This window comes from Photobacterium alginatilyticum, assembly GCF_009910675.1.
Lineage (GTDB): Bacteria > Pseudomonadota > Gammaproteobacteria > Enterobacterales > Vibrionaceae > Photobacterium > Photobacterium alginatilyticum.
The window spans coordinates 1-23,969 of the sequence record NZ_RSEJ01000002.1 but is presented as its reverse complement, the minus strand read 5'-3'; the positions used below and the strand labels follow the sequence as shown (position 1 = coordinate 23,969).

Sequence of the window (23,969 nt, the reverse complement as noted above, 5' to 3'; positions counted from 1 at the left end):
CTATTTGCTGTCGTATAGCCAAGTTACTTCAAATGACTGCTTGGATATATCAGGAACGGGCTCTGGAAATACCCACAGGCTTGTAACCTTATTTAGAGTGGACGGATAACACGAGGACACGATGAAAAAGCTTTTGTATGCCGTACTGGCAATTGTAGTTGTTATCGTTGTGGGGATCGGTGCGTTACTGGCACTGGTTGACCCTAATCAGTTTAAGCCATTGATCACCGAGCAGGTGAAGAAGGCGACTGGGCGTGATCTGGTGATCAGCGGTGATATCGGTTGGCGCTTCTTTCCAAGCATCGGTTTTACCCTGGGCCAGACCGAGTTTCGCAACCCGCAAGGCTTTGCCGAGCCAAATTTGGTTCAGCTGGGCAGTGCCGAGCTGTCGGTATCCGTTGTCCCGCTTTTTTCCCGTCATCTTGAAATAGGGCATGTCAGCCTGCAAGACGGCCGTGTCTTTATCCAGACTCGCAAAGACGGTGTGAGCAACCTTGACGGGCTCGGGCAGCCAGCGACCCAGGAGCAGCAGGCGGAGACTACGCCAAGCCAGCCTGCGACAGCGTCTGAGACAGGAACAGCCTCTGAGCCAGCGCCATCATCTCAGGATACCACTCAGCCATGGACCATCAGCCTTGAAGGTGTCGAACTGGTCAATGCCAGTGCTGAGATTCGTGATGAGCAGGCCGGTACCTTTACCTCAATCAGTGCGTTGAACCTTACCCTGAACCGGTTTGCGCCAGGAGAGTGGACTCAGCTCGACTTTGATGTGGCGGGACAAAATGGCGAGCTGGCCTTTACCGCCAACGGTGCTACTGAGCTATTTATCGTGCCGGCACTGAATAATGCTGAGCTGAAGAATCTGCAGCTGACCGCTACGGCTAAAGATCCGGTCAATGATATTCAGTCATTGAGTCTGGCTGTGGACAAATTCAAAGCCGGTGACTGGTCGGCTGTGACATTTGCTGCAAAAGGTGAAGTGCCTGATCTGGTATTTGATGCCAAGGGCGAGACTCGCTTGAAGTTAAGCGAGGCCTTTGATTTGGTTCAGCTGCAGGCGTTGGCTCTGGAGTCCGGCTTGAAAGGGGCGGCATTGCCTCGCCCTGAGATGGCTGTAAAACTTAATGCTGATGCGAAATATGACGTCAGCAAGGGCATGGCAACCCTGTCGCAGTTTAAGGCAGACGTTGATGAGCTCAGTGTCAATGGTGAAGGTTCGTTCAAGGCGGCTGACATTCCGGTTATTCGTTTTGCGATTAACAGCGACAACATTGACCTTGATAGTTTCCTCGGTCTAGACAAGAAAGAAGCGACGCAGAAAACTGGTGACGAAGGTACGGGAACGACTACAGCCGGTTCCACGCCGCAGACGGCTCCGGCTGCAGACAAGAACCAAGAGCCGGATCTGTCGGCATTGAAGGGGCTGGATGTTGCCGGTACCGTCAAGCTGGGCAAATTCAAAGCAGCGAATGCTAAGTTGGCCAACGTGCTGGTAGATATGAAAGTTGCCAAAGGTGTACTAAAGCTTAAGCAGTTTAATGCTGATCTGTATGACGGCAGTATTACAATGCAGGCGACCCTCAATGCCAACGGCAAGCTACCTACGTATAAGGTGACGAACCAGATCCGTGGTGTTCAGGTTCAGCCACTGATGATTGATGTTGCCGACAACGATGTATTGGCGGGTAAGGGTGATATTACGATGAGCCTTGCGGGCACCGGGTTGGCCGAAAAGCGTATCCGTGAAAATATAGCCGGTACGGTCGATATTCATTTTGCCGACGGAGCGATTTACGGAGTGAATGTGCCTGAGATGATCCGTGAAGCCAAGGCGAAGTTGAAAGGTAAGCGAGCTGAGTATGTTAAAGAAGAAAGAAAGACCGACTTTTCGGCAATGGTAGCAACCATCAAGTTGGGTTCAGGCAAGGCTTCGACTTCGAACCTGGATTTGGATTCTCCGCTGCTGCGTATTGCAGGTAAAGGCCATACCAATCTTGTCAGCGAAGCGATCGACTTCAAGGTGAACACCTCGGTTGTCGCGACCAGTAAAGGTCAGGGCGGCAAGCAGGTGGACGAAGTGGCTGATCTGACGGTGCCGATTGATGTCAAAGGTAACTGGACCGAGCCTAAGTTTTCGATGGATTTGGCCGGTCTGCTGAAGCAGAACAATGAGCTGGAAAAGAAAGCACAGAAGGAAGTCGAGCGCGGGCTTGAGAAGTTACTTGGTGACAAGGCCGAAGATGACGAGGTGAAAAAAGTGGCTGATAAGCTACTGAAAGGGCTGTTTAACTAATCAGTCTGTATATTGGATCTCGTGTCATACTGAAAGGCTTGCCATCATGGCAAGCCTTTTTCTTGTGACCCTTATTTTCTATTGCCTGTGTGCTTCTAGGCGTCAGGCCAGACTTCTGTTTTTCTTGTTCGACTTTTGCGTTTCCAGGGTATTCTGAAAGGCTTTGAGTAGGTCAACGGCTGATAGCATACCGACTAAATCGCCTGTTTTATCCAGTACAGGCGCAGCCCCCACGTGGTAGTCGAGCAGGGTACCGACGGCTTTGGTCAGGGTGTCATAGGTACGAACGTGCACTATATCTCTGATCATGACATCACCGATATGCAGATCGTCGGTCAGGTCGTATTCGTGACCGATATCCGGTGATTCATCAACCCAGCCCGGACGGCGCAGCTCGCGGTCACTGACAATGCCTATCAGCTCGCCTGCTTCATTCGTTACCGGTAAATGGCGGATCGCTTCGTCGCGCATCAAAAAAAAGGCTTCGCGAAGGCCGGCCTCTGGCTGGATGGTGATGACTTTGCGTGTCATGTATTCAGAAACTTTTGTTGGCATATACATCTTCCCTTTGTCAGAGTGAATTGATGTTGCCTGATTTAAAGTAGCGAATTCAGTGGTGCTGAACTGCGACCAAACCCATAGTTTTACTTTTGTTTACTTTACTTGCTGTATGCACTTTGTCCTTTGCGGCCTATTTTTGATAAGGTGTGCCGAATTAGCTGAGAATAACGGCCAGATAAAAAACGATATATATTCATATAAATAACCTGGCTGAAAAGGAGAAAAAGTTGGATTCAGTGACTCAAGCCGCATTAGGTGCCGCTGTAGCGGGGTTGGTGGCAGGAAAGAAATGTTCGCCCAAAGTACTTTTGGCTGGTGCTGCTCTTGGCACCCTGCCTGATTTGGATGTGTTGATGAACTATGGTGATCCCGTGTCGGATATGGTGAAGCACCGGGGTTTCAGCCACTCAATTTTTGTTCTGCTACCGTTCTCGTTGTTACTGGCGTGGTGCTGGCAGAAGTGGCGGCCTACGCAGTTTGGCTTTACGCAGCTGTGGCTACTGATTGCGGCGTGTCTTATTACTCATCCGTTGTTGGACGCCTTTACCTCGTACGGCACTCAGTTGTTGTGGCCCCTGCCGGTCAGTGTCGCGGTGTCCAGCATCTTTATCATCGATCCCCTCTATACAGCGCCGTTGCTCGTCATGGTGGCCGGCAGTCTGTTGTGGCGAAGGAAGATGGCAAGGTTGTGCGGTATCGGGCTGGCGATATCCAGCTTGTATCTGTGTTGGTCGGTTATCGCGCTTAATGTTGTCGAGGGGCGAGTACAAGACCAGTTAGCCAATACGCCGATGGCGGACAAGCCTGTATTTATTGCACCGACGCCTATCAATACCGTACTGTGGCGTGTTGTGGTGTTAGATGACGATACTTATTGGGAAGGGTTAACCTCCTTGCTGGACGAAGATAAGACCATCGATTTCATTGCCAAGGATCGCGGTCACTGGAAATTGGACGAGAAACCGCAGCACCTGGTTATGCTGGAAGACTTTACCCGTCAGTTTGTAAAATATGAGCAGGAAGGTAATAGCCTGACAGCTACGGATTTGCGACTGGGGATGGTGGAATATTTGCCGTTCAAGTTTGTGTTTGCGACGCTGGGCAGTAACGGGGCGTGGTCTTCTGCTCTCCCTGTTCAGCTGGAGAGCCCGAATGTAAGGCCTAAGCATCTGCCGGCACTGTGGCTGCGCTTACTGGGTAACCAGGATATAGATGCCAATTTGTGTCATGCCAAGGAATGCCCTAAACCTGCAAAGTCTGACGTGTAGGTAAGAATATAAGCACAGTTTGCTGATGCGTTTAAGCCCGGTTCAAGCCGGGCTTATTGGTACTTACGAAACAGATATTGCGTAGTCATATAGTTATAGCACAAATTTACCGTACTACTATATGTTGCATACAATTGAATACTCGGTGAATATATGCAGCAAAACATGTAGCACATTTATCTTTACGGTATGCCATTTTATAGCTGATCTTCACACATTAGTGAGCCATTGATTAATAGCTGTTTTAATTTGACTTTCATCAAAAGCAAAGCTTAATCCTGCTGGCAATCTACCCCTAAAGTATTGGTGGTCTCATAGTGAGACCCGCATTTTTCGATATAGGGAGATAACGGGTATGCTGTATTTGGAATTCTTATTCCTTCTTCTCGTGTTGTATGCCGGTAGCCGCTTTGGTGGTATCGGTTTAGGTGTTGTTTCCGGTTTGGGCCTGCTGGTTGAAGTTTTCATTTTCAGGATGCCGCCGACATCGCCACCTATCACTGTGATGTTGATTATTCTTGCGGTTGTAACCTGCGCCTCCATTCTGGAAGCGGCTGGTGGTCTGAAGTACATGCTTCAGGTTGCCGAGCGAATCTTGCGTAGCAATCCCAAGCGCGTCACGATTTTGGGGCCGTTGGTAACATATACCATGACATTCATGCTGGGTACCGGCCATGCTGTGTACTCGATTATGCCTATTATCGGTGATGTTGCGCTGAAAAACGGTATCCGTCCGGAGCGCCCGATGGCTGCGTCGTCAGTGGCGTCTCAGTTGGCGATCACGGCTAGTCCAATTTCCGCTGCGGTTGTGTATTACCTGGCGCAGATCTCCGGCATCCAGGATAATATTCATCTTTTAAGCATTTTGATGGTGACAGTACCGTCGACCTTGATTGGTACTATTTTGCTATCATTGTATAGTCTTCGTCGCGGTGCAGAGCTAAGTGAAGATCTTGAATATCAACGTCGCCTGAGAGATCCGCTATGGCGCGATAAAATTTTGCACACAACCTCGACATCGCTTGATGAAAAGCTGCCAGCTACGGCAAAACATGCTGTGCTACTGTTCATTCTTGCTCTGGCGTCGATTGTTGTTGTGGCGATGGTACCTGAGATCCGTACGATCGGTGATGCCAAGCCAATCAAAATGTCTGTTATTATCCAGATGATGATGCTGGCATTTGGTGGTTTGATCTTGCTGGTTACCCGTACCAACGTGCAGAAAGTTCCTGAAGGGGTGGTGTTCAAGTCCGGTATGGTTGCGGCGATTGCAATCTTCGGTATTGCGTGGATGAGTGATACCTATTTCCAGTATGCGATGCCTTCGTTTAAATCTGGCATTACGGAAATGGTGCAGGATTACCCATGGACCTTCGCCCTGGCATTGTTCATTGTGTCGGTTGTGGTGAATAGCCAGGCGGCGACGGCACGTATGATGTTGCCGGTTGGTTTGGCAATGGGCTTGAACCCGGCACTGCTGATTGGTCTGATGCCAGCTACCTATGGTTACTTCTTTATCCCGAACTACCCGTCAGATATTGCTACCTGTAACTTTGATGTTACTGGTACGACGAAAATCGGTAAGTGGTATTTTAACCATAGCTTTATGGCACCAGGTCTAATTGGTGTCGTCTCAGCATGTACTATTGGCTATACCATTGCGCAAGTGATTGTATAGAAACAGTAAAAAATTTAATTACAATGCCAGTCGGGTTGATCCCGCTGGCATTTTTTTGTTGCTATAAACTGAATTTGTATTCTGTTTTGACATACTGCTCTTGTTTCTTTTCTTAATAATGAAGAAAAAGCCATATACTTCAGTATTTTATACTAGGCTTAGTGATGTTGGTTGAATGTTCTCTGTTGCATTGTAGGGGGAGCGTGTGGAAAAAAAAGTCGACTTCGAAAAACTAAGAGAAAAGATGCATGAAAGGGCAGTAGAGCGGGCGCTTAACTATTATAAAAAGAAGCTGCAGAAAAACGTGAGGCAATGATCGTGTACGAACGAGTAAAGGGAGCCGCTGCTCCCTTTATTTTATCCTTTGTTAGTATGCATTTCTGTATACTTAGTCCTCTGATTGTGTCTTCGTCGGATCAGTAACGCGCTCATACGGCCAGTAATGATGGCCGATGCGGATCATCAGAGTGGCTGCAGCCAGAATAAAGGCAGCCAGTGCCAACCAAACGACAAATATCCCATCCAGTTCTTTCATTCCCAGCGTGATGTATCGCGCAATGGCCATTATCGCTATGTAAATTGGATAGCGCACCGGAATTTTACCGTTGGCCACAAATTGCTGAACCATGGCCAGTACTTCCAGATAAATGAACATCAGCAAGATGTCGGTCAATAGGATTTCTTTATTCACATAGACATGAACAAACTCTGTCACCATGGCAACAACCGTGGCCAGGGTGATGGCTACGAGCAAGATGGCTTCGAGGATGTGAAACAATTTTAAAAACGGGCCGCTAAAGCCTTTGGGCAGATGTGAAGGCATTTAATTTCTCTTATGAGCAAGCTAGTTATGGTTATTATCGATACGTCCATTATATAGGCGTATTTTGCAGTACAAAGAGAATACGGAGAAAGAATGCGGATTAATTGCACACTGTGTTAGAGGCTGGGAGCTTTAGCTTCTTACTTTTTCGGCATCAAAAGCTATAACCTCGGAGAATCAATAATATGCACGCAGATTTATAACATGCATTTCAAATGTTGATTTTGATCAATAATAAAAATGATAATGACTCTCACTTCCTTGATTTACATTCTGAAACATATAGAATGCAAATCGTTCTCGTTTTATGTCCTGTCGGAATAGATTTGCAAGTTCAATTTGTTGCAGATAAATAGAATAAAAAGGAAAAGTAGTGAAGAAGTCAGTTCTTAGCATTGCTATTGCAGCAGCTGTGTTTACAACAGCAGCAAGTGCATCAGCCCAAGTGAAAGTCTTAGATAAAACACACCAACCAGCAGGTAGCTTTTTAGCCTATACCGAGTTTGAGCTGTCGGGAGAACCGCTAGCTGAATCACTCGGTTTGGATCTGGATGTACTGGATCCAAATCTGGCCAATGATCCAACCCCTTTTGATTTTGCTGCTGGTATTGAAAGCTACGAGTACTCTGAAGAGGCGATGTATGCGCTTAACTACCAGTCAACAATGGGTCCGCACCTTGTCAATGGTCCGGTGAACCGTGCGCGTGGTGGCCAGCTGGCCGATCTGGGTAAGCGTGTTATCGAGATGGCAGAAGCCGTTGGTTTTCCTGCTGGCGAAATTCCGCAGAACATGTACCCGATTTCAATTCCTTATGTATCAGGTAACCCTGAGTTCGTACAAAAGCCTGATACAACAACGGTAAACGGTGATGAAGTAGAGATTGTCACCGCCAAAGGCACCAGCAAAACAGTTCAGACTGTCGTGCCTGCGTATTTCCGCGATTACAAAACACTGGCATGGGATGAATCGACTTTCGACAAGTCATTTAACCCGGCAGCAACAGGCGGCATCCTACTGAAAGAAGTCATGTGGTCGCAAGACTTCCTTGGTGGTATGCACGTTACCGAGACTGATGAAGAAGTTGAAGCTGATTCTGCGATGATGGATCACGATGGCAAGCATAGCCTGGGTGTTTCTGCTGCCGATGGCTTCAACGGTATGATGCTGACAGAAATGTCGATTGATAAGCTGCAGATCATGCAGCAGCAGCTTGGTTTTGACGGTAAGAACCTGGGTGTTAAATTCGGCCCGGATTACGACCCGGCCAAAGGCCCTGTCTGGTTTGCACACAAAGTGGCGGTTACCGAAGGCAGTAACAACAGTGTTAAGTCGATTGACGGCCTGAAGGTAACAGACAGCGCATCGACACTGCGTGACACCTGGTCGGTGCTATGGCCAGTGGCAGAATTCTTTGCCTTCAGTGATCAGCGCACAGCAAACAGTGCCCAGAATCCGGCATTCCTGTCCGTCTTTGATGGTGCGCCATTTGCAGCAGCTCCTGCGGCGAATATTGATGCGAATGAAAGCAATGATGTGATAGCGGATGATGCTTTCTCACTGGCTAACAACATCTCTAACCTATTGTTCAAGAATATTGCTGCTCTGCACTACAACAAAGAGCAGGGTACCTTCGTTACTGAATACAAAGACGGTAAGCAAGGCAGCAAAGTCGATACTTACGATGCAGCTTACTCGATTGTTGCCCTGTCAATTTATCAGCGTGCCAAAGATGCATTGCCGGTCGGTTACGCGTCGGCGGAAGCCAGTGATGTGGATCTGAAGTCGGCGGCAGGTAAAGAAGCGCTGGCAATGATCAAAGGTCAGGCTGATTTCATTATCAACCAGCTAACAGGCAAAGACGGTCTGGTATTTGATGGTGTGACGCTGAATACCGTGAACAAGCTAACCAAAGAAAAATCACTGGATGCGCAGTTTGCTGCGATTCGTGGTCTGGTCGCTGCCTATCTTGCAACAGACGATGTGAAATACAAGCAAGCAGCACGTTCTATTTACCTTGCGGTCGAGAAGAACATGTTTGATGAAAACATCGGCACATGGGCAACGGTTCCGGGCAAAGCGACAATCCATACGCCGTATACGGCTGCAGCGATTTCCGGTGGTCTTCGCGAGGCAATCTCTCACCTGAAAAACGAAGAAGGCGAGAACGAACCAGCTCTTGAGCTGACGATGCTGACTGACCGTTATGTAAGCTGGTTCCGCGGTGTAATTAACGGCGGTATGCAGCTTGCCGAGTGGATGGGCGACTCTGGTGAAAATCAAATTAAGGGTAGCAACTCTACCGATACCGATGAAGATGGCGTACACCAGATCATCGCTGCCGGTGGCAAGTTCGGTACCGCTATGACCATGGCCAATAAGGTCAGCGTCAAGTAACAGGTAACGTATCTTGATACTTATCAGGCAGCGATGTGAAGTCGCTGCCTTTGTCGTTTCGTCATTATTAACTTATTGATATTAAATTCAATATTCGCATGAAAGTGCTCGTTCATTCATAGGTTGTTGTTATGTCAGTATCCCTGAGTTCAGATCAAAAGCCTGTCACCGGTGGGGTTAGCCAATGGTGGCAGCGTTTGGCTTACCACCACAAATGGGCGGAGTCATTACTGTATGTCATGTTTTTTAGCGGGCTGCTGCTGTGGGATACGGTTGGTGTCGACTGGCAGCTTGAACGCTGGACATTGCTGGTACATATGGTCGTTGGCGCCACACTCTTTTCCGTTATTGTCGGTGCTTTTTGGGCTGCCCATCGACGCTTGATCACCTCTAGCAACAAGCCATTTTTGCGCCAGACCGGCACGGTGATTGAGTGGCTGCTTGTTGCCTGCTGCCTGAGCGGCTTCTATCTGTTTTTCTATGGTAATCCGGGAAACACAATGGGCCGGCTGATTCAGGATGTCCACTTCTACTCGTCATGGTTGCTGGCCCCCTTGGTTTTTCGTCATGCCATGAGATGGAGCGTATTGAATTTGAACAAGTTTCGTCGCCGATAAGAGCCACAAAGGCCGTATTACATTGAATTTAATTACATTGGGGAACCCATGTTAGCCAGTTTTTTAATTACCCTGCGAGAAGGGTTAGAGGCATTCTTGCTGGTCGGGATTGCATTGTCATATCTCGCCAAGCTCAATGCCCGTCACTACAACAAATATATCTATCTGGGCGTATTTGTCGGTTTGTTGCTTTCGCTTGCTGTGGCGGTGGTTTTTCAGGTGGTCGTTGACCAGTTTAGCAACGAACTTTACCGCAACTATCTGATGGCCGGGATCCTGATGTTTGCCACAGTGGTGTTGACCTACATGGCAATCTGGATGCAAAAACAGGCCAAGAATCAGGTCGCCCAGGTTCAGAGAGAGCTGACAGACATGGTCAGTAGCGGCAACCTGTTTGGTTTAGTGTTTCTCTCGACCCTTGCCGTGCTGCGCGAAGGGTTTGAAACCATTTTATTTTTCTCTGCCCTGATGTACTCAAACTTTGGTGAGTTCAGTACCCAGGATGCGCTGATCGGCGCGGTATCGGGACTGGTTCTGTCGATCGTGTTGGTTTGGATGATGCTAAAAAGCACCCGCAATGTACCGCTACGTTCGTTCTTCCGCTGGACAAGCTTGCTTATTATCATCATTGCTGCTGGCTTGCTGTCATCTGCCGTCAATATGCTGCAGGCGGCTCATGTATTGCCTATTGTCCATGCTCAGCTATTTGATATCTCGCATATTCTCGATGACCGCGGAGTCTTCGGTACCTTCCTGCGTGCGCTGTTTGGCTATAACTCGTCACCGGGTTTATTGCAGCTGGTGGTTTGGGGCGGCTATATGCTGACCTTTGTCTTTTTCTGGAACCGTGGATACAAACAGGCATGAACATGACATCTGACAAACATATCGCAGTACTTGGCGCTGGACCGGCAGGCTTGATGGCTGCCTGGGAACTGGTTGAAGCCGGATATCAAGTGACCATTCTGGATCGTGACGATCATGTCGGCGGGATGTGTGCAACCCAAACCTTCAAGGGGCAGCATGGTGAATACCGGTTTGATTTTGGCGGCCACCGTTTTATTACCAAAAACCCAAAGCTGCTTGCGTTCGTTGATGAGCTGATGGGGGATGAGCTGCTTTACGCTCAGCGCAAGAGTGTTATTCGCTATCGGGGCCGGATTTACCAGTATCCGTTGGCTATGCTCGATTTGATCAAAAATGCGCCGCTGCCGTTGTTGATCGGCGGGGCGGTTGATCTTGGCAAGCAGCTATTCAAAGCCAAGCCGCAGGATCAGTCGACAGTGAGTTTTGCCGAGTGGATTGAAAGCCGTTTCGGCACAACCTTGTACAAGCATTTCTTTGAAGGCTATACCGGCAAGTTGTGGGGAATCGATCCGGCATTTCTATCGGGGGACTGGGCGTCACAGCGGATCAGCCTGATGGACCTTAAAGATGTGGCCCGCCGTCTTCTGCCGGGACGTCGCTCTTCGGTGCGTACCTATGCTCGCCAGTATCGCTATCCCAAATGGGGCTTTGGTCAGCTGTATACCCGTTTGGCAGAAGAGCTGGAAAAGAAGGGCGTGAAAATTGTTCTGAATAGCGATGTCTGCGGGTTAGCCTTTGATGCCAATAACCGTATTGAAGCGGTTGAATACCGGCATCAGGGTGAGGTTAACGCGCTAAGCTGCGACGAGGTGATATCGACCTTGCCGTTGCCGTTGATGTGCCAGCTAACCGGTTTTGACAGTGGCTTGGAGTTCAGGTCATTGCGCTTTATGAACATGCCAATGGAAACAGAGAATATTTCTGATAACACCTGGCAGTACCTGTCTGATCCTGAAATTTTAGGGACACGCCTGCAAGAGCCTAAACGTCGTTCTTCCTATATGGCACCGGAAGGACGCTCATCAGTGATGATCGAAATTCCGTGTAATAAAGGTGATGAGGTATGGACGATGGAGGGCGACAGTCTCCAGCAGCGAGTCTTCCTCGATCTTGAGTCACTCGGTGTCGATCCGAAGCTGGCAACAGGTGAGTATTTTACCTCTTATACCGAGCACGCTTATCCGCTGATGGATATGACCTATCAGGCTAAGCGGGAAAAAGCGATTGCCCACTTGTCGCAGTTCGACAATCTGATCATGACAGGCCGCCAGGGGACCTTCAGATACATCTTCACCGATACTGCGATGGAAATGGGAATGATGGCGGCGCAATCCATTATTGATGGCAAGGACCGTCGCCGCGAGATATTCGATTTTCGTAACGAGAAAACCGTGATTGAAGTTCAGAGCGTGGCTTAACGCGAGTTGCTGTAGGGAGAACAAGATGAAACTGACCAACTTTACATGTGTATTGCGTACTTGCCTCATTTTGTTGCTGGGGCTGGTTGTTAACACGCCAAGCCATGCGTATTCCTATGCCGCGGCAGGGAAGGAGCCCGTTATTGATGGGCGCGAGGCGATTATGCAGGCGCTGGCAGTTGATGACTTTGCTGCCGCAAAAGTGGCTGTTGACGGTTTGCATGAAGAGTTTACCTATCTGCGGAATGAGCATCAGGTTGATCTGCAAACGCCGATGGCGCAGGCGCTGGCCGAAAAAGATGCCGCCAAGGTTGAAGCTGTGATGGATCGTGCTGTGATTGAGGAAATTATCCGCCGACTGGACGGTGCTGAGAAGAACCTGGGGGATTACCAGGTCGCCAAGGTGCTGGTGGTAAAGAGCAAGTTGTTTCTCGATTTGATTATGCCAAAGCTAGATGAAGCCAATAGACAGCAGGCGGCAACAGCGATCCAGGGTGTCCTCCAGGCGATTGGTAACCCGGGTGTTTTTGGTGTCGGTCAGGCACCTGCCGATCCTGCTGTCTTTAAGCAGCAGCGAAAATTGCTCCTCGGGGCAATCGGCCAGTTGAAATAGCAATAAATGTGGCAGCACCTGAAGGGCGGTTACCTGAATACCAAAACCTTGGTTGACCGAGTGAACCGAGTAGTAGCCTCAATCGCGGCCGGTAAGTTCACCTTTATAACGCTTATTGCGTTGGTGTGCATTGGGTGGTGGACGTGGATTGGCCGTTTTCCTCTGGAGCTCACCAGTGATGATGCGCTTAACTTCTCTCGAGGGGTTGAGCGCTTTTCGGTGCTGGAGTTCAGCCCGCATTTTCCGGGCTATCCCGCCTTTATCGGCTTGTCTCGATTGGCTGCTATCTGGGTTGAACCAGTAATCGCAACAGTTTGGATTTCGCTGTTATCGGCATTGCTGATCCCGCTTTTGATTGCCCGGTTGGTGTACCTGTTGTCGGGATCTATGCCTGCCGCACTACTGGGATCAGCTTTGGCTTATATGCAGCCGTTGCTGGCCTCGATAGCGATTAGCGGACTGTCGGACTCAGCAGCGATGATGCTGTTTATGTTGGCGCTGATTGCTGCGCTTCAGAAAAAAGACGTCATGACCGGGCTCTGGATTGGGCTGATGCTTGCCACTCGGCCATCCTATTTCCCGTTGGCACTCGGCATGCTGATGTTTCCGTTGTGGGGCGGCTATGTCGGCTCAAGATTACGTGCGTACGGGCAGGCGGGCATGGTGATAACGGTGGTAGGGCTTCTTAGCCTGGGATTTATCTGGTTCCATGATGGTATTGCTTATTTCGAGGAAGGAATTCGTTTTACCCGGGGACATTTTGCAATCTGGGGTAATACCGTAGAGGGGGACAGCGCCAGCATATGGCAATGGACTCTGGCGCTGATGAAAGGGTTTGGCTGGCTTGGCGTGCTAGTTGTGATTGGCTCGCTATTACATGCCGTGGCTGGGTTTATCACCAAACCAGTCAAGGTTGACTGTCAAAAGCAGGTGGCCCTGATAGCGGCAATCGCCGGCTTGTATTGGCTATGGATCACAGTTGGACAAAACCCGGATAACTTACGCCACTGGGCGCCGGTGCTGTTTTTGTTTTTGGTTGTATTTCCGGTACAGCTATCCAGGCTACAGAAAGTATCAACAGTTAGTGGCCGTAATGTGTCGTTGGCAGGAGTTGTCGGTATTGGCGCGGTTACCTATTGCCTGCTTACGGGGTATCAAAGCGTCTATGATGTTCCGTCAAAGGCACCGATACAGCAGGCAATGGGCTGGATCAAGCTCAACCCTCAAGTCAGGGTTGTCGGCTCCAACTACAGTGTGAATCTGTTACGTGAGCAGCTCGGTAGTTATGCCATCTATGACATGTATTACCCCAGCAGCAAGCTGGCACTGGTTAATGCCGCCAAGCGTACTCCGCAAAGTGCCTGGCGGATATCGGGAACTCGATTACCCCGACAACAGCTGATTGCCGAATTGAGGCCACGGTTTATCGGGGAAAGGCGTCTCTATTTATATCAAATTAGTCAGTGATCCTGGTTACTGGCTGGAAGTAGTGAGTGTAAAGGCGAATGAAGTTAATAAGTATATATAAGCCTGTGAAGCAACTAATTTTGCTGATGTTAGTGTTGCTTAGCCAGTCGGCAGGAGCAATCGAGAAAAGTAGCTCGATGTTATTTAATCTGAATAAGAGCCAGATTATCAGTGCTAACTTTGATGCGGGAAGTGTCAGTATTCTGGCTCGTGAAGACGGCAAACTTCTTGCCGAGTCGACCATTGGTCGGGATATTCGCCGGATAGCCCTGACTGATAACGGCAAGCTATTGCTGGCGACAGACTACCTGAATGATCAGGTGGTGTTGCTTGATGCCAAGACGCTTGAAACCAAACGTGTCACGTCTGTGCCGTCACGCCCTTTTGGGGTGGTGTTTGACGCGCGCCATCAGCGTTTTTTCGTTACCAGTTTTGAGCGTGACAAGCTGCTGGCTATCGATACCGAGGGCAATATCACTCTGACAATCGATACGGCATCGACACCTCGTGGACTAGCATTGACCGATGATGGTCGGATGCTGGTGACGCATTCACTCTCAGGCCAGGTTTCTATCTATGATGTGAAGGCTGAGCAGCCAATATTACTCAATGTTGTGCAACTGGCAGATACTGCCGCCGATCCGGCTAAAACGACGCCGCAGGGCAAGCCTCGCCTGCTGGATAATATTGCCATTTCACCTGATGGCCGACAGGCCTGGCTGCCGCATGTGCTTTGGTCGTTTGGTCACGATTTTCAGTTCCAGTCGACGGTATTCCCGACTATCTCCCTGCTGGATCTGGAGCCGGGCAATGAGCATGAGATTGTTGATGAGCGTAAGCAGCTATTTAAGCAAATCAATATTATTGAAAGTGGTAACCGAATTCGTATTGTTTCTAATCCGTACGATGCTGTGTTTACCGATGACGGAAAGAAGATTATTTTCACCCTGGCAGGTTCAGAAGATCTGATGGTGTTTGATCTGTCGCGTCAGGGCAAGAAGAATAAAAAACGCCACCGTCGCAAGAAGTTCCAGGGAGGCGTGAAAGCCACCCAGATTTATCGCAATGTACCGGGAGACAACCCTCGCGGTCTGCTGGTTAGCGGGCGCGAACTGTATGTGCAGAACGCAATGACACTGGATATTGCCAAGTTCGATATCGGTGCCGCAGGACCATTCGCCAAGGTGAAGCTAAAGCAGGCACATTTTGCTGATCTGGTATCAGCAGATCCGCTACCCAAACAGTTGCGACAGGGCAAGACCTTGTTCAATAGTGCCAATATGGCAGATTCGCCTGATTTCCCGATGGCCGGGGATTTCTGGATGAGCTGTAACTCCTGCCATCTCGACGGCTTTAATTTTACCAACCGCCAGCTAATGGAAGACGGCAAGAAGGACAGATTCAGTAACGCGCTGACTGGTCATGTCGATGTCCGGAAGATGATCGCCGGTGATCCGATAGGTGCCTATATTGATATCATCCAGAAAACCCAAGGTGGCATGGGCGGAGACCCGCGTGAAGAGTCACTGCCGCCAGTGAGTGTCGAGAATCCGCCGCTGGAGGCGGCCAAGATGATGTCGGCCCTGAACGAATATGTCCGTGCACCGGAAAACCTGCCGTACTTGTCTACCTGGCTGCGACTGGATGACAACAAGCGCTATACCCATCCGGACGAGTGGATTAACTCAGCCGAGTGCTCTGACTGTCACACCACGATTTATGATCAGTGGGCCGATTCCAACCATGGGATGAATATGGACCACCCGTACTACCGTTTTCACGAGGATTTTGCCGCGAAAACGGAAGGTGAGGAGTTCCGTGTCTTGTGCCGTGGTTGTCATGCGCCGCAGATGGTGATCAACGGTGACAACGGACCGCTGACTGACTTTGGTGATATGTGGGAAAAAGGCGGCGAGTCGCTTAAAGAGGCGTTTGCTCACGGCAAGTCAGTCAGCGAACGCGGAACAGGCTGTGTATTCTGCCACCGGGTGACCAAGGCTGAAAATGCCGGAGGTAACACGGATATGACAGTCAATATCAAAGACCGTGATAGTTATGTGTTTGAAGATGCCAAAAACAGCATGTTGAAGTGGCTGTCTGAAAAGCAGATCAATGCCTTGCCGGAGCAGCATAAGGCGTCATACTCCAACCCAGAGCTCTACCAAAGCTCGCTCTACTGTGCGACCTGTCATAACGAGTTCACGACAGGGCAGGGGGCGAATATCAATGATAACTTTGGTGAGTGGCTGGCCTCGCCGTTTAATGCTCCGGATGATCCGAAGTTGCATAAAACCTGTATAGATTGCCATATGACTCAGGATGTCACTGACTTTGATAACAAAGTGGGTGGGCAGTCGACCAATGATGGTCCGATGAAGTCGAACCTGCGCTCGCATCACTTGGTGGGCGGCAACTACTTCTTTACCGGTATGCGAAATGCCGAGCACAAGAAGATGAGTATCGACATATTGAAAACAGCATTGAGTCTGGACGTTGAAAAGAAGGGTAACTTGCTGACAGCCAAGATCACCAATGTGAACTCAGGTCATGATATGCCGGGTGGTGCCCGTCGTCAGGTGTGGGTGGAAGTGATTGCGATTGATGCCAATGGCCGTGAGGTCTACACCAGCGGGGTGATGAAAGAGGGGATTATTCCTAAAGATGCCCGTAAGTTCGTCAAGGTCGGTGTCGATAAAGATGGCAAGCCGGTTGGTCTTCGCTTCTGGCGTTATGTGAAGATCGGGAAAGATACCCGGATTAAATCGGGTGAAACCCGTAATGAAGTGTTCGAGTTGCCGAAAGATGCCAAGTATCCGTTAACGGTCTCAACTCGGGTGCTGTATCAGGTCTTTGCCAAGGCGCTGACCGATAAGGTTCGCAATGCCTACCCGGAAGAGAACATTCCGGATCCGGAAGTGATTGAGCTGCAGAAAGTTGTGAAAACATTCGCATCTCATTAGTCGTAAAACAAAAGCCGGTGCAGGCGATAAGTATCACCAGCACCGGCTATTAGTTAGCGATAGGGTTAGTTACCAGTCAATCCCTTTACGGGCTTTGATGCCGCTTTCGAAGGCATGCTTGACGTTACGCACTTCGGATACGGTATCGGCCAGTTCAACCAGGCTGCGGTGAGCGCCTCTGCCGGTAACGACCACAGACTGCATTGCCGGGCGGTTGCTAATCGCTGCTATCACTTCATCCAGTTCGATATAGCCGTAGGTAACCATGTAGGTCAGTTCATCCAGCAACACCACATCATAACTGCTGTCAGCCAGCATTTTTTTACATTCTGCCCAGGTTTCTTGTGCTGCAGCCGTGTCGGCTTCTTTGTTTTGGGTTTCCCAGGTGAATCCGGTCGCCATGACGGCAAAGTTTACCCCGTGCGATTCAAGCAAGTTTCTCTCACCGCAATCCCAGGTCCCCTTGATAAACTGACCGACGCCACATTTTTGTCCGTGTCCGACTGCGCGGGCAATGGTGCCAAAGCCCGAGGTGGTTTTCCCTTTACCGTTGCCGGTGATGATCAGGAAAAGCCCTTTTTCTTCCTGGGCGGCCTCAACACGTGCATCGACTTCGTCTTTGACTTTCTGCTGGCGTGCTTTGTATCTTTCGTCCTTATTGGTTTGGTCAACCATAGGGCTCCCTTAATTCGATATGTCTAGGTGATTATTATTGTTAATTCTAGAGTAGAGCGAGTAGCGTCATGTACCCGGCAAGCTCTGTGATCTGCTGCGCTGCACCCAGGCAGTCGCCGGTGTAACCGCCTAGCTGCTGTTCAAACCACTTGCCGCACAGAAAGCGGGTGGAGGTCAGAACCAACACGACAGCGAGCGCAGTATTCAATGGCAGTAACAGTAATATAATCAATCCTGTCGCAATTAAAACCCACAAATCTTGTTGGCTTTGCTGATTGGCCAGCGGTTTTACCTTGCTATTCTGATCTTCCCTGACATACGGGTAGGAAAAAATCAGGCTGGCGGCGCAGACTCGGCTAAGGGAGTGCATAACAACCAATAGCAATGCTGGCAGATACGGAGCTACATCAGCAATTGCGGTGAGTGTGACCCATTTCATCCCAAGTGCCATAACGAGAGCGGCGGCCCCATAGGTACCAAGCCGTGAATCTTTCATTATTTCCAGCTTTTTAACCGGCTCCCAGCCGCCGCCAAAGCCGTCGAATACATCAGCCAGTCCGTCTTCATGAAAGGCACCTGTGACGAGCAAGCTGCAGATCATTGCCAGGGCAACAGCGAGGGCTGGCGGAAACAGGGTAACGGCCATTAGGTAGGTGGCCGCGCTGATGATACCGACAATAATCCCTACGATGCCGAAATAGCGATTCGCCTGATTCAGCCGGTTGGTAGAGTAGGGAGTATCTGCCGGAATGGGGATCCGGGTGAAAAACGCCAATGCAATCAGAAAGATTTGCCACTGCTGCCTTACCGCTGTTCGAAAGCCCGTGTTCTCAACATGTTCGTCAGCCTGATTGTCGACATAGGATGAATTATCGCTCGGGGTGCTCACACGGTCACTCCCGCTTCGCTGAAGCTGGCCATATTGTTGTAGAACTCGCAGGCAGAACGGATCATCGGTAGAGCCAGTGCTGCACCGGTTCCCTCGCCGAGGCGAAGGCCCAGATCCAGTAGTGGTTTGGCATCGAGATGTTGCAGCATTCGCTGGTGGCCGGACTCTTCGGAGCAGTGACAGTAGATGAAGTAGTGGTTTGCCTCTGGATGCATGGTGGTAGCAAGCATGGCTGCTGCTGTCGAGATGAAGCCGTCAACAAGGACAGTTATTTTTAGCTCGGCGGCCTTCAGCATGCCGCCTGTTATCTGGGCTATCTCAAACCCACCAAGGCAGGCAAGAATGGCGAGAGGATCATCCGCGCTGACTTGGTGCAAGTCCAGTGCTTGCGTGATCAGCGCCTGCTTACGTTCAAGCTGTTCGTCGGTGATACCTGTACCGCGACCAACACACTCATCGGCAGGTATCTTTAACAGTGCCGCCATGATGGCTGCGGCACTGCTGGTGTTACCAATGCCCATCTCACCGAAGCCAACCAGGTTACAGCCTTGCTCGTGTATCTCGGTGACTAAGCCAGCGCCTAGCTCTAAACCTTGTTGGGCGGTTTCCCTGGACATAGCCGCTTGCAGGCTGAAATCGGCAGTACCGTTTCCAAGGCGCTGTTTTAATAACTGGGGGTGATCGTCAGCCTCCAGCTTTGTGCCGGCATCAATGACTTTCAGTGCCATATCGCTGGTACGGCAAAAGCAGTTGATGGCAGCGCCGCCGGAAAGAAAGTTCATTACCATCTGTGTTGTCACTTCACTTGGTGCAATGCTCAGCCCGTGCTGGGCAACACCGTGATCACCGGCAAAAACTAATAGGTGAGGCTGGGAAACCGTAATCGTATCAGCCTGCTGAATCAGGGCGAGTTGGGCCGCCACGGATTCTAGCTGACCAAGCGCTCCCTGTGGCTTGGTCTTGTCATCAATTTTGTGCTGAATTTGCGCCAAGGCTTCGGTATTGGGTGAAGTGATGGTGAACATAAATGCCATTCTCCCTGTTTCTGGCAATAGGCTGTAACGCGGGTCGTTGCGTCGCCGGCAGTGCTGCAATGAGTAGGCTGAAATTTTGCGTCAGGTCGGAACCTAAGGCAATGGCAAAGCGAGAAAAGTTTCGAGTTGTAGCAAAAAAGAGCTAAGGCCGAATATGAATTATCAATATTAAATGGTATTGTGTTCTGTATATTGGCAAGTGATGTAGAAGCAGCGATGAATAAAACGGCTTTGATGATGTTTATTGTAATTTTGGCTCTTTCCGGTTGTTCTAGTCGATTACCGATGGAGGGAGAAAGGGAAATGAGGCTGATCCAAAATAGCGATAAACTTGTCGAGGTAACTTATACCCAGGATGCAACAGGGCTTCAATGGGTATCGCCCGCACTGGAAATTTCTCAGTACAGCAAGTTACATATAGCTGCCGTTGGCGTGCATCAAAATGCCAAGGCTGTTCATCAGATCCCGGAACCGGTACTTGAAAGAGTATCAGCTCGGCTGACCAGGGTGCTTAAACAAGAGCTTGCTGGAGGTGTGTCTCTGGTCGAAGAGCCCGAGGCTCATGCCGCAACATTGAAAATCATGATAAGTCGTGCAAGTACTGATATGGAAGATCTCCAGACCACCGAGGTACTTCCGTATGGTGCTTTGATCGGCGGTGCGAAAGCCTTGCTGGGGACTCGGGACCGCAATGTCAGGATTCTGGTGGAATCTCAGTTGGTGGATAGCCAGAGCGAGGAGATCCTGGCAGAGCGTGTTGGGGTGATTTTAGCCAAGGGTGTGCTTGAAAATGACAGTGTCGAGCTGGAATATGACCAGATCCGCGATACGGTTGATAGCTTCACCCAGGATATTGTACATTTCATACGGCTTACTGCTTATCAGGCCACAAAAAATGAAACTGAGCAGGGGTAGCCCTGCTCATGTCAGACACTAAGCGCAGCGAAGAATGGCTTCAACGGTGTCGTCGAAGTCGATACCGACTTGTTCGGTTGCCAGAGGAAATACACTTCGTGTTGTCATCCCCGGTGCAGTATTTACCTCAATCGCATAGAAGCAGCCATTTTCATCAGCAATGATGTCAACACGTCCCCAACCTGAGGCGTTGATTGCCTTAAACGCTGATAAAGCAAGGCTACGCATTTGCTCTTCTTGCTCGGGTGTTACCTCTGCCGGGCAGTGGTATTGGGTGTCCGAGGCCTTGAATTTTGCTTCATGGCTGAAAAAGGAGTGCGAATGGGTGATTTCGACGCTAGGAAGGACTTGTTGGTCAAGGATCCCTACCGTGAACTCACGCCCGGAAATGTATTGTTCAATCAGTATATTGCTCTCATACATAAAGGCTTCGTCGATAAACCTGTGTAGCTCTTCGATGTTATGGGCTTTGTTGATGCCAATACTGCATCCTTGAGTGGCAGGTTTGACAACGAGTGGGAAGGTATAATCCTGCAGATAGTCAGTCAGAGAGTCTGGCCGGTAGCTTGATTGTTGCAGCCCGAAGAAGCGGGGTGTTGTGATACCGGAGGCTTGCCATACCTTTTTCGTCATGGCCTTGTCGATGCCCACAGCTGATGCACGGTGATCACTTCCGGTATAAGGAATGTTGAGGAGCTGCAGGGCAGCCTGCAACGTACCGTCTTCGCCGTCTCCGCCGTGTAAAGCCAAAAAGGCTTTTTCTATCTCCATACTAGGTAGTGATGTGATATCGAAGCTTTGATCGACGTCGATATCGACCACGTCATAGCCTTTTCGCTTTAAGGCTTGGGATACGGCCTGGCCGGACATGAGTGAGACGTTACGCTCACTTGAAGAACCACCATATAAAACAGCGACTTTTTTTACCACGATGATGTTCCCTCTTGGATAAGATGAAATGTATAGTGTTTAAATGTTAAGTGAATGCAATTAGTAGCTAAGCAATCATTCTGTTATTGCCAGGGAGGATATTATCATTGGAAATTGATATGTCTAATAATACCTACAAGGTACTTGTGGTCTGCATGGGAAATATTTGTCGTTCTCCGTCTGCGGAGGCGGTTCTTCGTGCTAAAGCGGCAGAAAAAGGGGTTGAGTTGGAAGTCGACTCGGCAGGAACAATAGGCTATCACCAGGGAGAGAAGCCTGATCCGCGTGCGCAGGCTGCCGCCGAGGCGAGGGGCTATAGCTTTACGGGAATTCGTGCCCGCCAGGTGAAAGCCAGTGATTTTGAGCAATTTAACCTTATTCTGGCTGCAGATAAGGCTAACTTGAGAGATTTGCAGGCGATTTGTCCGTCGGAATACCAGAATAAATTGACGTTATTTCTTAGCTATTCATCGGCTGATACCAGTGAAATTCCTGATCCCTATTATGGCGGCCTGAATGGCTTCGAGCATGTACTGGATTTAATCGAAGAGGCGACAGAGAATCTGCTTGAAAAGATTTAGCCTGTTGCCGAGTCTGGTGGTTAATACCTAACCAGTATAAAAACGCCCGCAGTTGCGGGCGTTTTATTCTGAGAAGGTTGATTACCCAAGGGTATCGGTTGCAACCTTGTAGGTTGGATCTTCCAGCATGTTGACCTCAACCAGGTTGCCAGCTTTCTTGAGCAGAGAACGACATTCTGGGCTCAAGTGGCGAATATGCAGTGTTTTGCCCAAGCTTGCGTAGCGTTCGGCAACCGTATCGATCGCTTCGATGGCTGAGTGATCCGATACACGAGAGCCGGCAAAATCGATAATAACGTCGCTAGGGTCGTTTTTGGCATCGAACAGCTCAAGGAAGTGGGAGGCTGAACCGAAGAATAGCGGGCCGTTAACCGCATACACTTTGGAGCCTTTTTCGTTGATGTGGCTCGATGCGTAGATGTGCTTGGCATGATCCCAGGCAAAAACAAGTGCCGAGTAAATGACACCAACGATAACGGCGAGCGCCAGATCCGCAGCAACGGTAACACAGGTTACTAGGATGATAGCGAAGAAGTCGTGTTTTGGTACTTTACGCGCCATTTTAAAGCTCGCCCATTCGAAGGTACCGATGACGACCATGAACATGACACCAACTAGCGCAGCCAGCGGGATCATTTCAATTAGCGCGGAACCGAACAGGATGAACAGCAGCAGACCAACAGCACCGGTGATACCGGACAGACGACCACGGCCACCAGAGTTAATGTTGATCATCGACTGACCGATCATGGCACAGCCACCCATTGCACCGAATACAGAACAGGTGATGTTCGCAACGCCCTGGCCCACACACTCGCGGTTACCCTGGCCACGAGTGCCTGTCATTTCATCAATAACCGTCAGTGTCAGGAGTGACTCAATCAGGCCAACAGCTGCCAGTATCAGTGAATACGGCAAAATGATCTGCAGCGTTTCCATGTTGAAGCCAACATCAGGCACGGCAAACGTCGGCAGGCTACCAGCAAGGGTAGCATTCGCATCACCACTCATGCTGCGAACAAAATCGACAACAGTACGTGAGTCAAGATCCAGGCCATGTACCAACGCGGTTACGGTAATGATGGCAACCAGCGAAGAAGGCACGGCAGTCGTGACTTTAGGCAGGAAGTGGATAATAAACATGGTCAGGGCTACGAGGCCAAGCATGATGAAGAGCTGTGAGCCTTGCATCCACTGCATTACGCCTGCGGCATCAGGAACCTTAAACTGGCCCAGCTGAGCCAGGAAGATAACAATCGCCAAACCGTTTACAAAACCGATCATAACCGGATGGGGAACCATTCGGATAAACTTACCCAGTTTGAATACACCAGCAAGGATCTGCAGTACACCAGCTAGCATGACAGCAGCGAAAAGGTATTGGATACCGTGCTCAGCAACCAGGCTTACCATTACAACAGCCATCGCACCTGTCGCACCAGAAATCATACCCGGGCGACCACCCAATACAGCTGTGACCAAGCCAACGATGAAGGCAGCATATAGGCCAACCATTGGGTCGACACCTGCTACAAAGGCAAAGGCTACGGCTTCAGGTACTAGGGCCAGGGCAACGGTGAGCCCTGAAAGTACGTCATTTTTGACGGATTGACGCGAAAATTGTGGGAATTCAAACATTTTCTTTAGTTTTGTTCCGGTTCGGTTATATAAAGAGCGTACGAAAGACGCGGATCCTACAGAAATCTGTGATTTAGTTCAACTTTCAAGCGTGATCTGAGCACATAATTATCAATAACTATAGGAAACTTTGATGTCAATTAGGTTAATTGTGAAAATACGGTTTAATTTTCATTTTTGATTGCAACAGAGAAAAGGTAAAAAAAAGGTTCATCGCGGCTTTCCGGGGAAAGCTGCTTTTATCTTTAGGAAGAAGTATTCCGTATCTCGATATCCGTATCCCATACGCTTGATGAGTTTTATCTTGTTATTGATCCCCTCCAGCGTACAAGTATTCAGATGATATG

General features: G+C 49.5%; 20 protein-coding genes. 12 read left to right on the top strand and 8 right to left on the bottom strand.

Going from position 1 to position 23,969, the window contains the following annotated elements; genetic code table 11:
• The first annotated feature begins 121 nt into the window (after positions 1 to 121).
• Entirely contained in the window at positions 122 to 2,293 is a 2,172-nt protein-coding gene (locus EIZ48_RS02385) for an AsmA family protein (RefSeq protein WP_160648540.1), read from the top strand.
• Between the two features lie 102 nt (positions 2,294 to 2,395).
• On the opposite strand, the gene EIZ48_RS02380 is transcribed toward EIZ48_RS02385, so the two are convergent.
• Complete coding sequence (locus EIZ48_RS02380; protein ID WP_160648539.1) at positions 2,396 to 2,848, bottom strand: CBS domain-containing protein; 453 nt, start codon at positions 2,846 to 2,848, stop codon at positions 2,396 to 2,398.
• A gap of 233 nt (positions 2,849 to 3,081) precedes the next feature.
• Here EIZ48_RS02380 and EIZ48_RS02375 point away from each other — a divergent pair, with 233 nt between their 5' ends.
• Entirely contained in the window at positions 3,082 to 4,122 is a 1,041-nt protein-coding gene (locus EIZ48_RS02375) for a metal-dependent hydrolase (RefSeq protein ID WP_160648538.1), read from the top strand.
• Between the two features lie 355 nt (positions 4,123 to 4,477).
• Positions 4,478 to 5,800 (top strand): anaerobic C4-dicarboxylate transporter, encoded by a 1,323-nt coding sequence (locus tag EIZ48_RS02370; protein WP_160648537.1) that lies wholly within the window; start codon positions 4,478 to 4,480, stop codon positions 5,798 to 5,800.
• Between the two features lie 388 nt (positions 5,801 to 6,188).
• Here the strand turns inward: EIZ48_RS02370 and EIZ48_RS02365 are convergent, their stop codons facing one another.
• On the bottom strand, positions 6,189 to 6,623 hold the full coding sequence (locus EIZ48_RS02365; protein WP_160648536.1) for a phosphate-starvation-inducible protein PsiE: 435 nt from the start codon (positions 6,621 to 6,623) through the stop codon (positions 6,189 to 6,191).
• Between the two features lie 373 nt (positions 6,624 to 6,996).
• Between EIZ48_RS02365 and EIZ48_RS02360 the strand changes: the two genes are divergently transcribed.
• The 7 genes from EIZ48_RS02360 (at position 6,997) to EIZ48_RS02330 (ending at position 16,960) form a co-directional block, all read left to right on the top strand.
• Complete coding sequence (locus EIZ48_RS02360) at positions 6,997 to 9,018, top strand: hypothetical protein (protein WP_160648535.1); 2,022 nt, start codon at positions 6,997 to 6,999, stop codon at positions 9,016 to 9,018.
• Positions 9,019 to 9,149: 131 nt separating this feature from the next.
• Positions 9,150 to 9,635 carry a hypothetical protein gene (locus EIZ48_RS02355; protein ID WP_160648534.1) on the top strand — a complete coding sequence of 162 codons (486 nt, stop codon included), beginning with the start codon at positions 9,150 to 9,152 and terminating at the stop codon, positions 9,633 to 9,635.
• Positions 9,636 to 9,683: 48 nt separating this feature from the next.
• On the top strand, positions 9,684 to 10,502 hold the full coding sequence (locus EIZ48_RS02350; RefSeq protein WP_160648533.1) for an FTR1 family iron permease: 819 nt from the start codon (positions 9,684 to 9,686) through the stop codon (positions 10,500 to 10,502).
• Positions 10,503 to 10,504: 2 nt separating this feature from the next.
• Positions 10,505 to 11,920: an FAD-dependent oxidoreductase gene (locus tag EIZ48_RS02345; RefSeq protein WP_240152845.1), complete on the top strand. Its 1,416-nt coding sequence runs from the start codon at positions 10,505 to 10,507 to the stop codon at positions 11,918 to 11,920.
• A gap of 25 nt (positions 11,921 to 11,945) precedes the next feature.
• On the top strand, positions 11,946 to 12,533 hold the full coding sequence (locus tag EIZ48_RS02340) for a hypothetical protein (protein ID WP_160648531.1): 588 nt from the start codon (positions 11,946 to 11,948) through the stop codon (positions 12,531 to 12,533).
• 6 nt (positions 12,534 to 12,539) lie between these two features.
• On the top strand, positions 12,540 to 14,000 hold the full coding sequence (locus tag EIZ48_RS02335; protein ID WP_240152844.1) for a hypothetical protein: 1,461 nt from the start codon (positions 12,540 to 12,542) through the stop codon (positions 13,998 to 14,000).
• A gap of 65 nt (positions 14,001 to 14,065) precedes the next feature.
• Complete coding sequence (locus tag EIZ48_RS02330) at positions 14,066 to 16,960, top strand: cytochrome D1 domain-containing protein (RefSeq protein WP_338046890.1); 2,895 nt, start codon at positions 14,066 to 14,068, stop codon at positions 16,958 to 16,960.
• Positions 16,961 to 17,029: 69 nt separating this feature from the next.
• On the opposite strand, the gene cobO is transcribed toward EIZ48_RS02330, so the two are convergent.
• Genes cobO through cobT form a run of 3 tightly spaced genes read right to left on the bottom strand, consistent with a single transcriptional unit; the run spans position 17,030 to position 19,549 of the window.
• A complete protein-coding gene (cobO, locus tag EIZ48_RS02325) occupies positions 17,030 to 17,635 on the bottom strand; it encodes a cob(I)yrinic acid a,c-diamide adenosyltransferase (protein WP_160648529.1) in 606 nt (201 codons plus the stop codon).
• Between the two features lie 46 nt (positions 17,636 to 17,681).
• Positions 17,682 to 18,524, bottom strand: a complete 843-nt coding sequence (locus tag EIZ48_RS02320) for an adenosylcobinamide-GDP ribazoletransferase (protein ID WP_160648528.1) — start codon at positions 18,522 to 18,524, stop codon at positions 17,682 to 17,684.
• Complete coding sequence (gene cobT, locus EIZ48_RS02315) at positions 18,521 to 19,549, bottom strand: nicotinate-nucleotide--dimethylbenzimidazole phosphoribosyltransferase (protein WP_160648527.1); 1,029 nt, start codon at positions 19,547 to 19,549, stop codon at positions 18,521 to 18,523. Before cobT ends, EIZ48_RS02320 begins: the two co-directional genes overlap by 4 nt.
• 312 nt (positions 19,550 to 19,861) lie before the next feature.
• On the opposite strand from cobT, the gene EIZ48_RS02310 reads away from it, so the two are divergent.
• On the top strand, positions 19,862 to 20,473 hold the full coding sequence (locus EIZ48_RS02310; RefSeq protein ID WP_240152843.1) for a DUF3313 domain-containing protein: 612 nt from the start codon (positions 19,862 to 19,864) through the stop codon (positions 20,471 to 20,473).
• A gap of 18 nt (positions 20,474 to 20,491) precedes the next feature.
• Here EIZ48_RS02310 and EIZ48_RS02305 read toward each other — a convergent pair whose 3' ends face one another.
• Positions 20,492 to 21,403 carry a D-alanine--D-alanine ligase gene (locus EIZ48_RS02305; protein ID WP_160648525.1) on the bottom strand — a complete coding sequence of 304 codons (912 nt, stop codon included), beginning with the start codon at positions 21,401 to 21,403 and terminating at the stop codon, positions 20,492 to 20,494.
• A 119-nt stretch (positions 21,404 to 21,522) separates the two neighbouring features.
• Between EIZ48_RS02305 and EIZ48_RS02300 the strand changes: the two genes are divergently transcribed.
• On the top strand, positions 21,523 to 21,984 hold the full coding sequence (locus EIZ48_RS02300) for a low molecular weight protein-tyrosine-phosphatase (RefSeq protein ID WP_160648524.1): 462 nt from the start codon (positions 21,523 to 21,525) through the stop codon (positions 21,982 to 21,984).
• A gap of 81 nt (positions 21,985 to 22,065) precedes the next feature.
• Here the strand turns inward: EIZ48_RS02300 and EIZ48_RS02295 are convergent, their stop codons facing one another.
• Both EIZ48_RS02295 and EIZ48_RS02290 read right to left on the bottom strand, forming a co-directional pair.
• Positions 22,066 to 23,622, bottom strand: coding sequence for a SulP family inorganic anion transporter (locus EIZ48_RS02295; protein ID WP_160648523.1), 1,557 nt, complete (start codon positions 23,620 to 23,622; stop codon positions 22,066 to 22,068).
• A 210-nt stretch (positions 23,623 to 23,832) separates the two neighbouring features.
• Positions 23,833 to 23,969 (bottom strand): transposase (locus EIZ48_RS02290; protein ID WP_160648522.1); only part of this gene is annotated, 137 nt, incomplete at its 5' end.

Bases quoted from the DNA above. Each gene is read 5' to 3' on its own strand.
- EIZ48_RS02385 (WP_160648540.1), top strand. From the start codon at position 122: ATGAAAAAGCTTTTGTATGCCGTACTGGCAATTGTAGTTGTTATCGTT.
- EIZ48_RS02380 (WP_160648539.1), bottom strand. From the start codon at position 2,848: ATGCCAACAAAAGTTTCTGAATACATGACACGCAAAGTCATCACCATC.
- EIZ48_RS02370 (WP_160648537.1), top strand. From the start codon at position 4,478: ATGCTGTATTTGGAATTCTTATTCCTTCTTCTCGTGTTGTATGCCGGT.
- EIZ48_RS02365 (WP_160648536.1), bottom strand. From the start codon at position 6,623: ATGCCTTCACATCTGCCCAAAGGCTTTAGCGGCCCGTTTTTAAAATTG.
- EIZ48_RS02355 (WP_160648534.1), top strand. From the start codon at position 9,150: ATGTCAGTATCCCTGAGTTCAGATCAAAAGCCTGTCACCGGTGGGGTT.
- EIZ48_RS02350 (WP_160648533.1), top strand. From the start codon at position 9,684: ATGTTAGCCAGTTTTTTAATTACCCTGCGAGAAGGGTTAGAGGCATTC.
- EIZ48_RS02345 (WP_240152845.1), top strand. From the start codon at position 10,505: ATGACATCTGACAAACATATCGCAGTACTTGGCGCTGGACCGGCAGGC.
- EIZ48_RS02340 (WP_160648531.1), top strand. From the start codon at position 11,946: ATGAAACTGACCAACTTTACATGTGTATTGCGTACTTGCCTCATTTTG.
- EIZ48_RS02335 (WP_240152844.1), top strand. From the start codon at position 12,540: ATGTGGCAGCACCTGAAGGGCGGTTACCTGAATACCAAAACCTTGGTT.
- cobO (WP_160648529.1), bottom strand. From the start codon at position 17,635: ATGGTTGACCAAACCAATAAGGACGAAAGATACAAAGCACGCCAGCAG.
- cobT (WP_160648527.1), bottom strand. From the start codon at position 19,549: ATGTTCACCATCACTTCACCCAATACCGAAGCCTTGGCGCAAATTCAG.
- EIZ48_RS02310 (WP_240152843.1), top strand. From the start codon at position 19,862: ATGAGGCTGATCCAAAATAGCGATAAACTTGTCGAGGTAACTTATACC.
- EIZ48_RS02300 (WP_160648524.1), top strand. From the start codon at position 21,523: ATGTCTAATAATACCTACAAGGTACTTGTGGTCTGCATGGGAAATATT.
- EIZ48_RS02295 (WP_160648523.1), bottom strand. From the start codon at position 23,622: ATGTTTGAATTCCCACAATTTTCGCGTCAATCCGTCAAAAATGACGTA.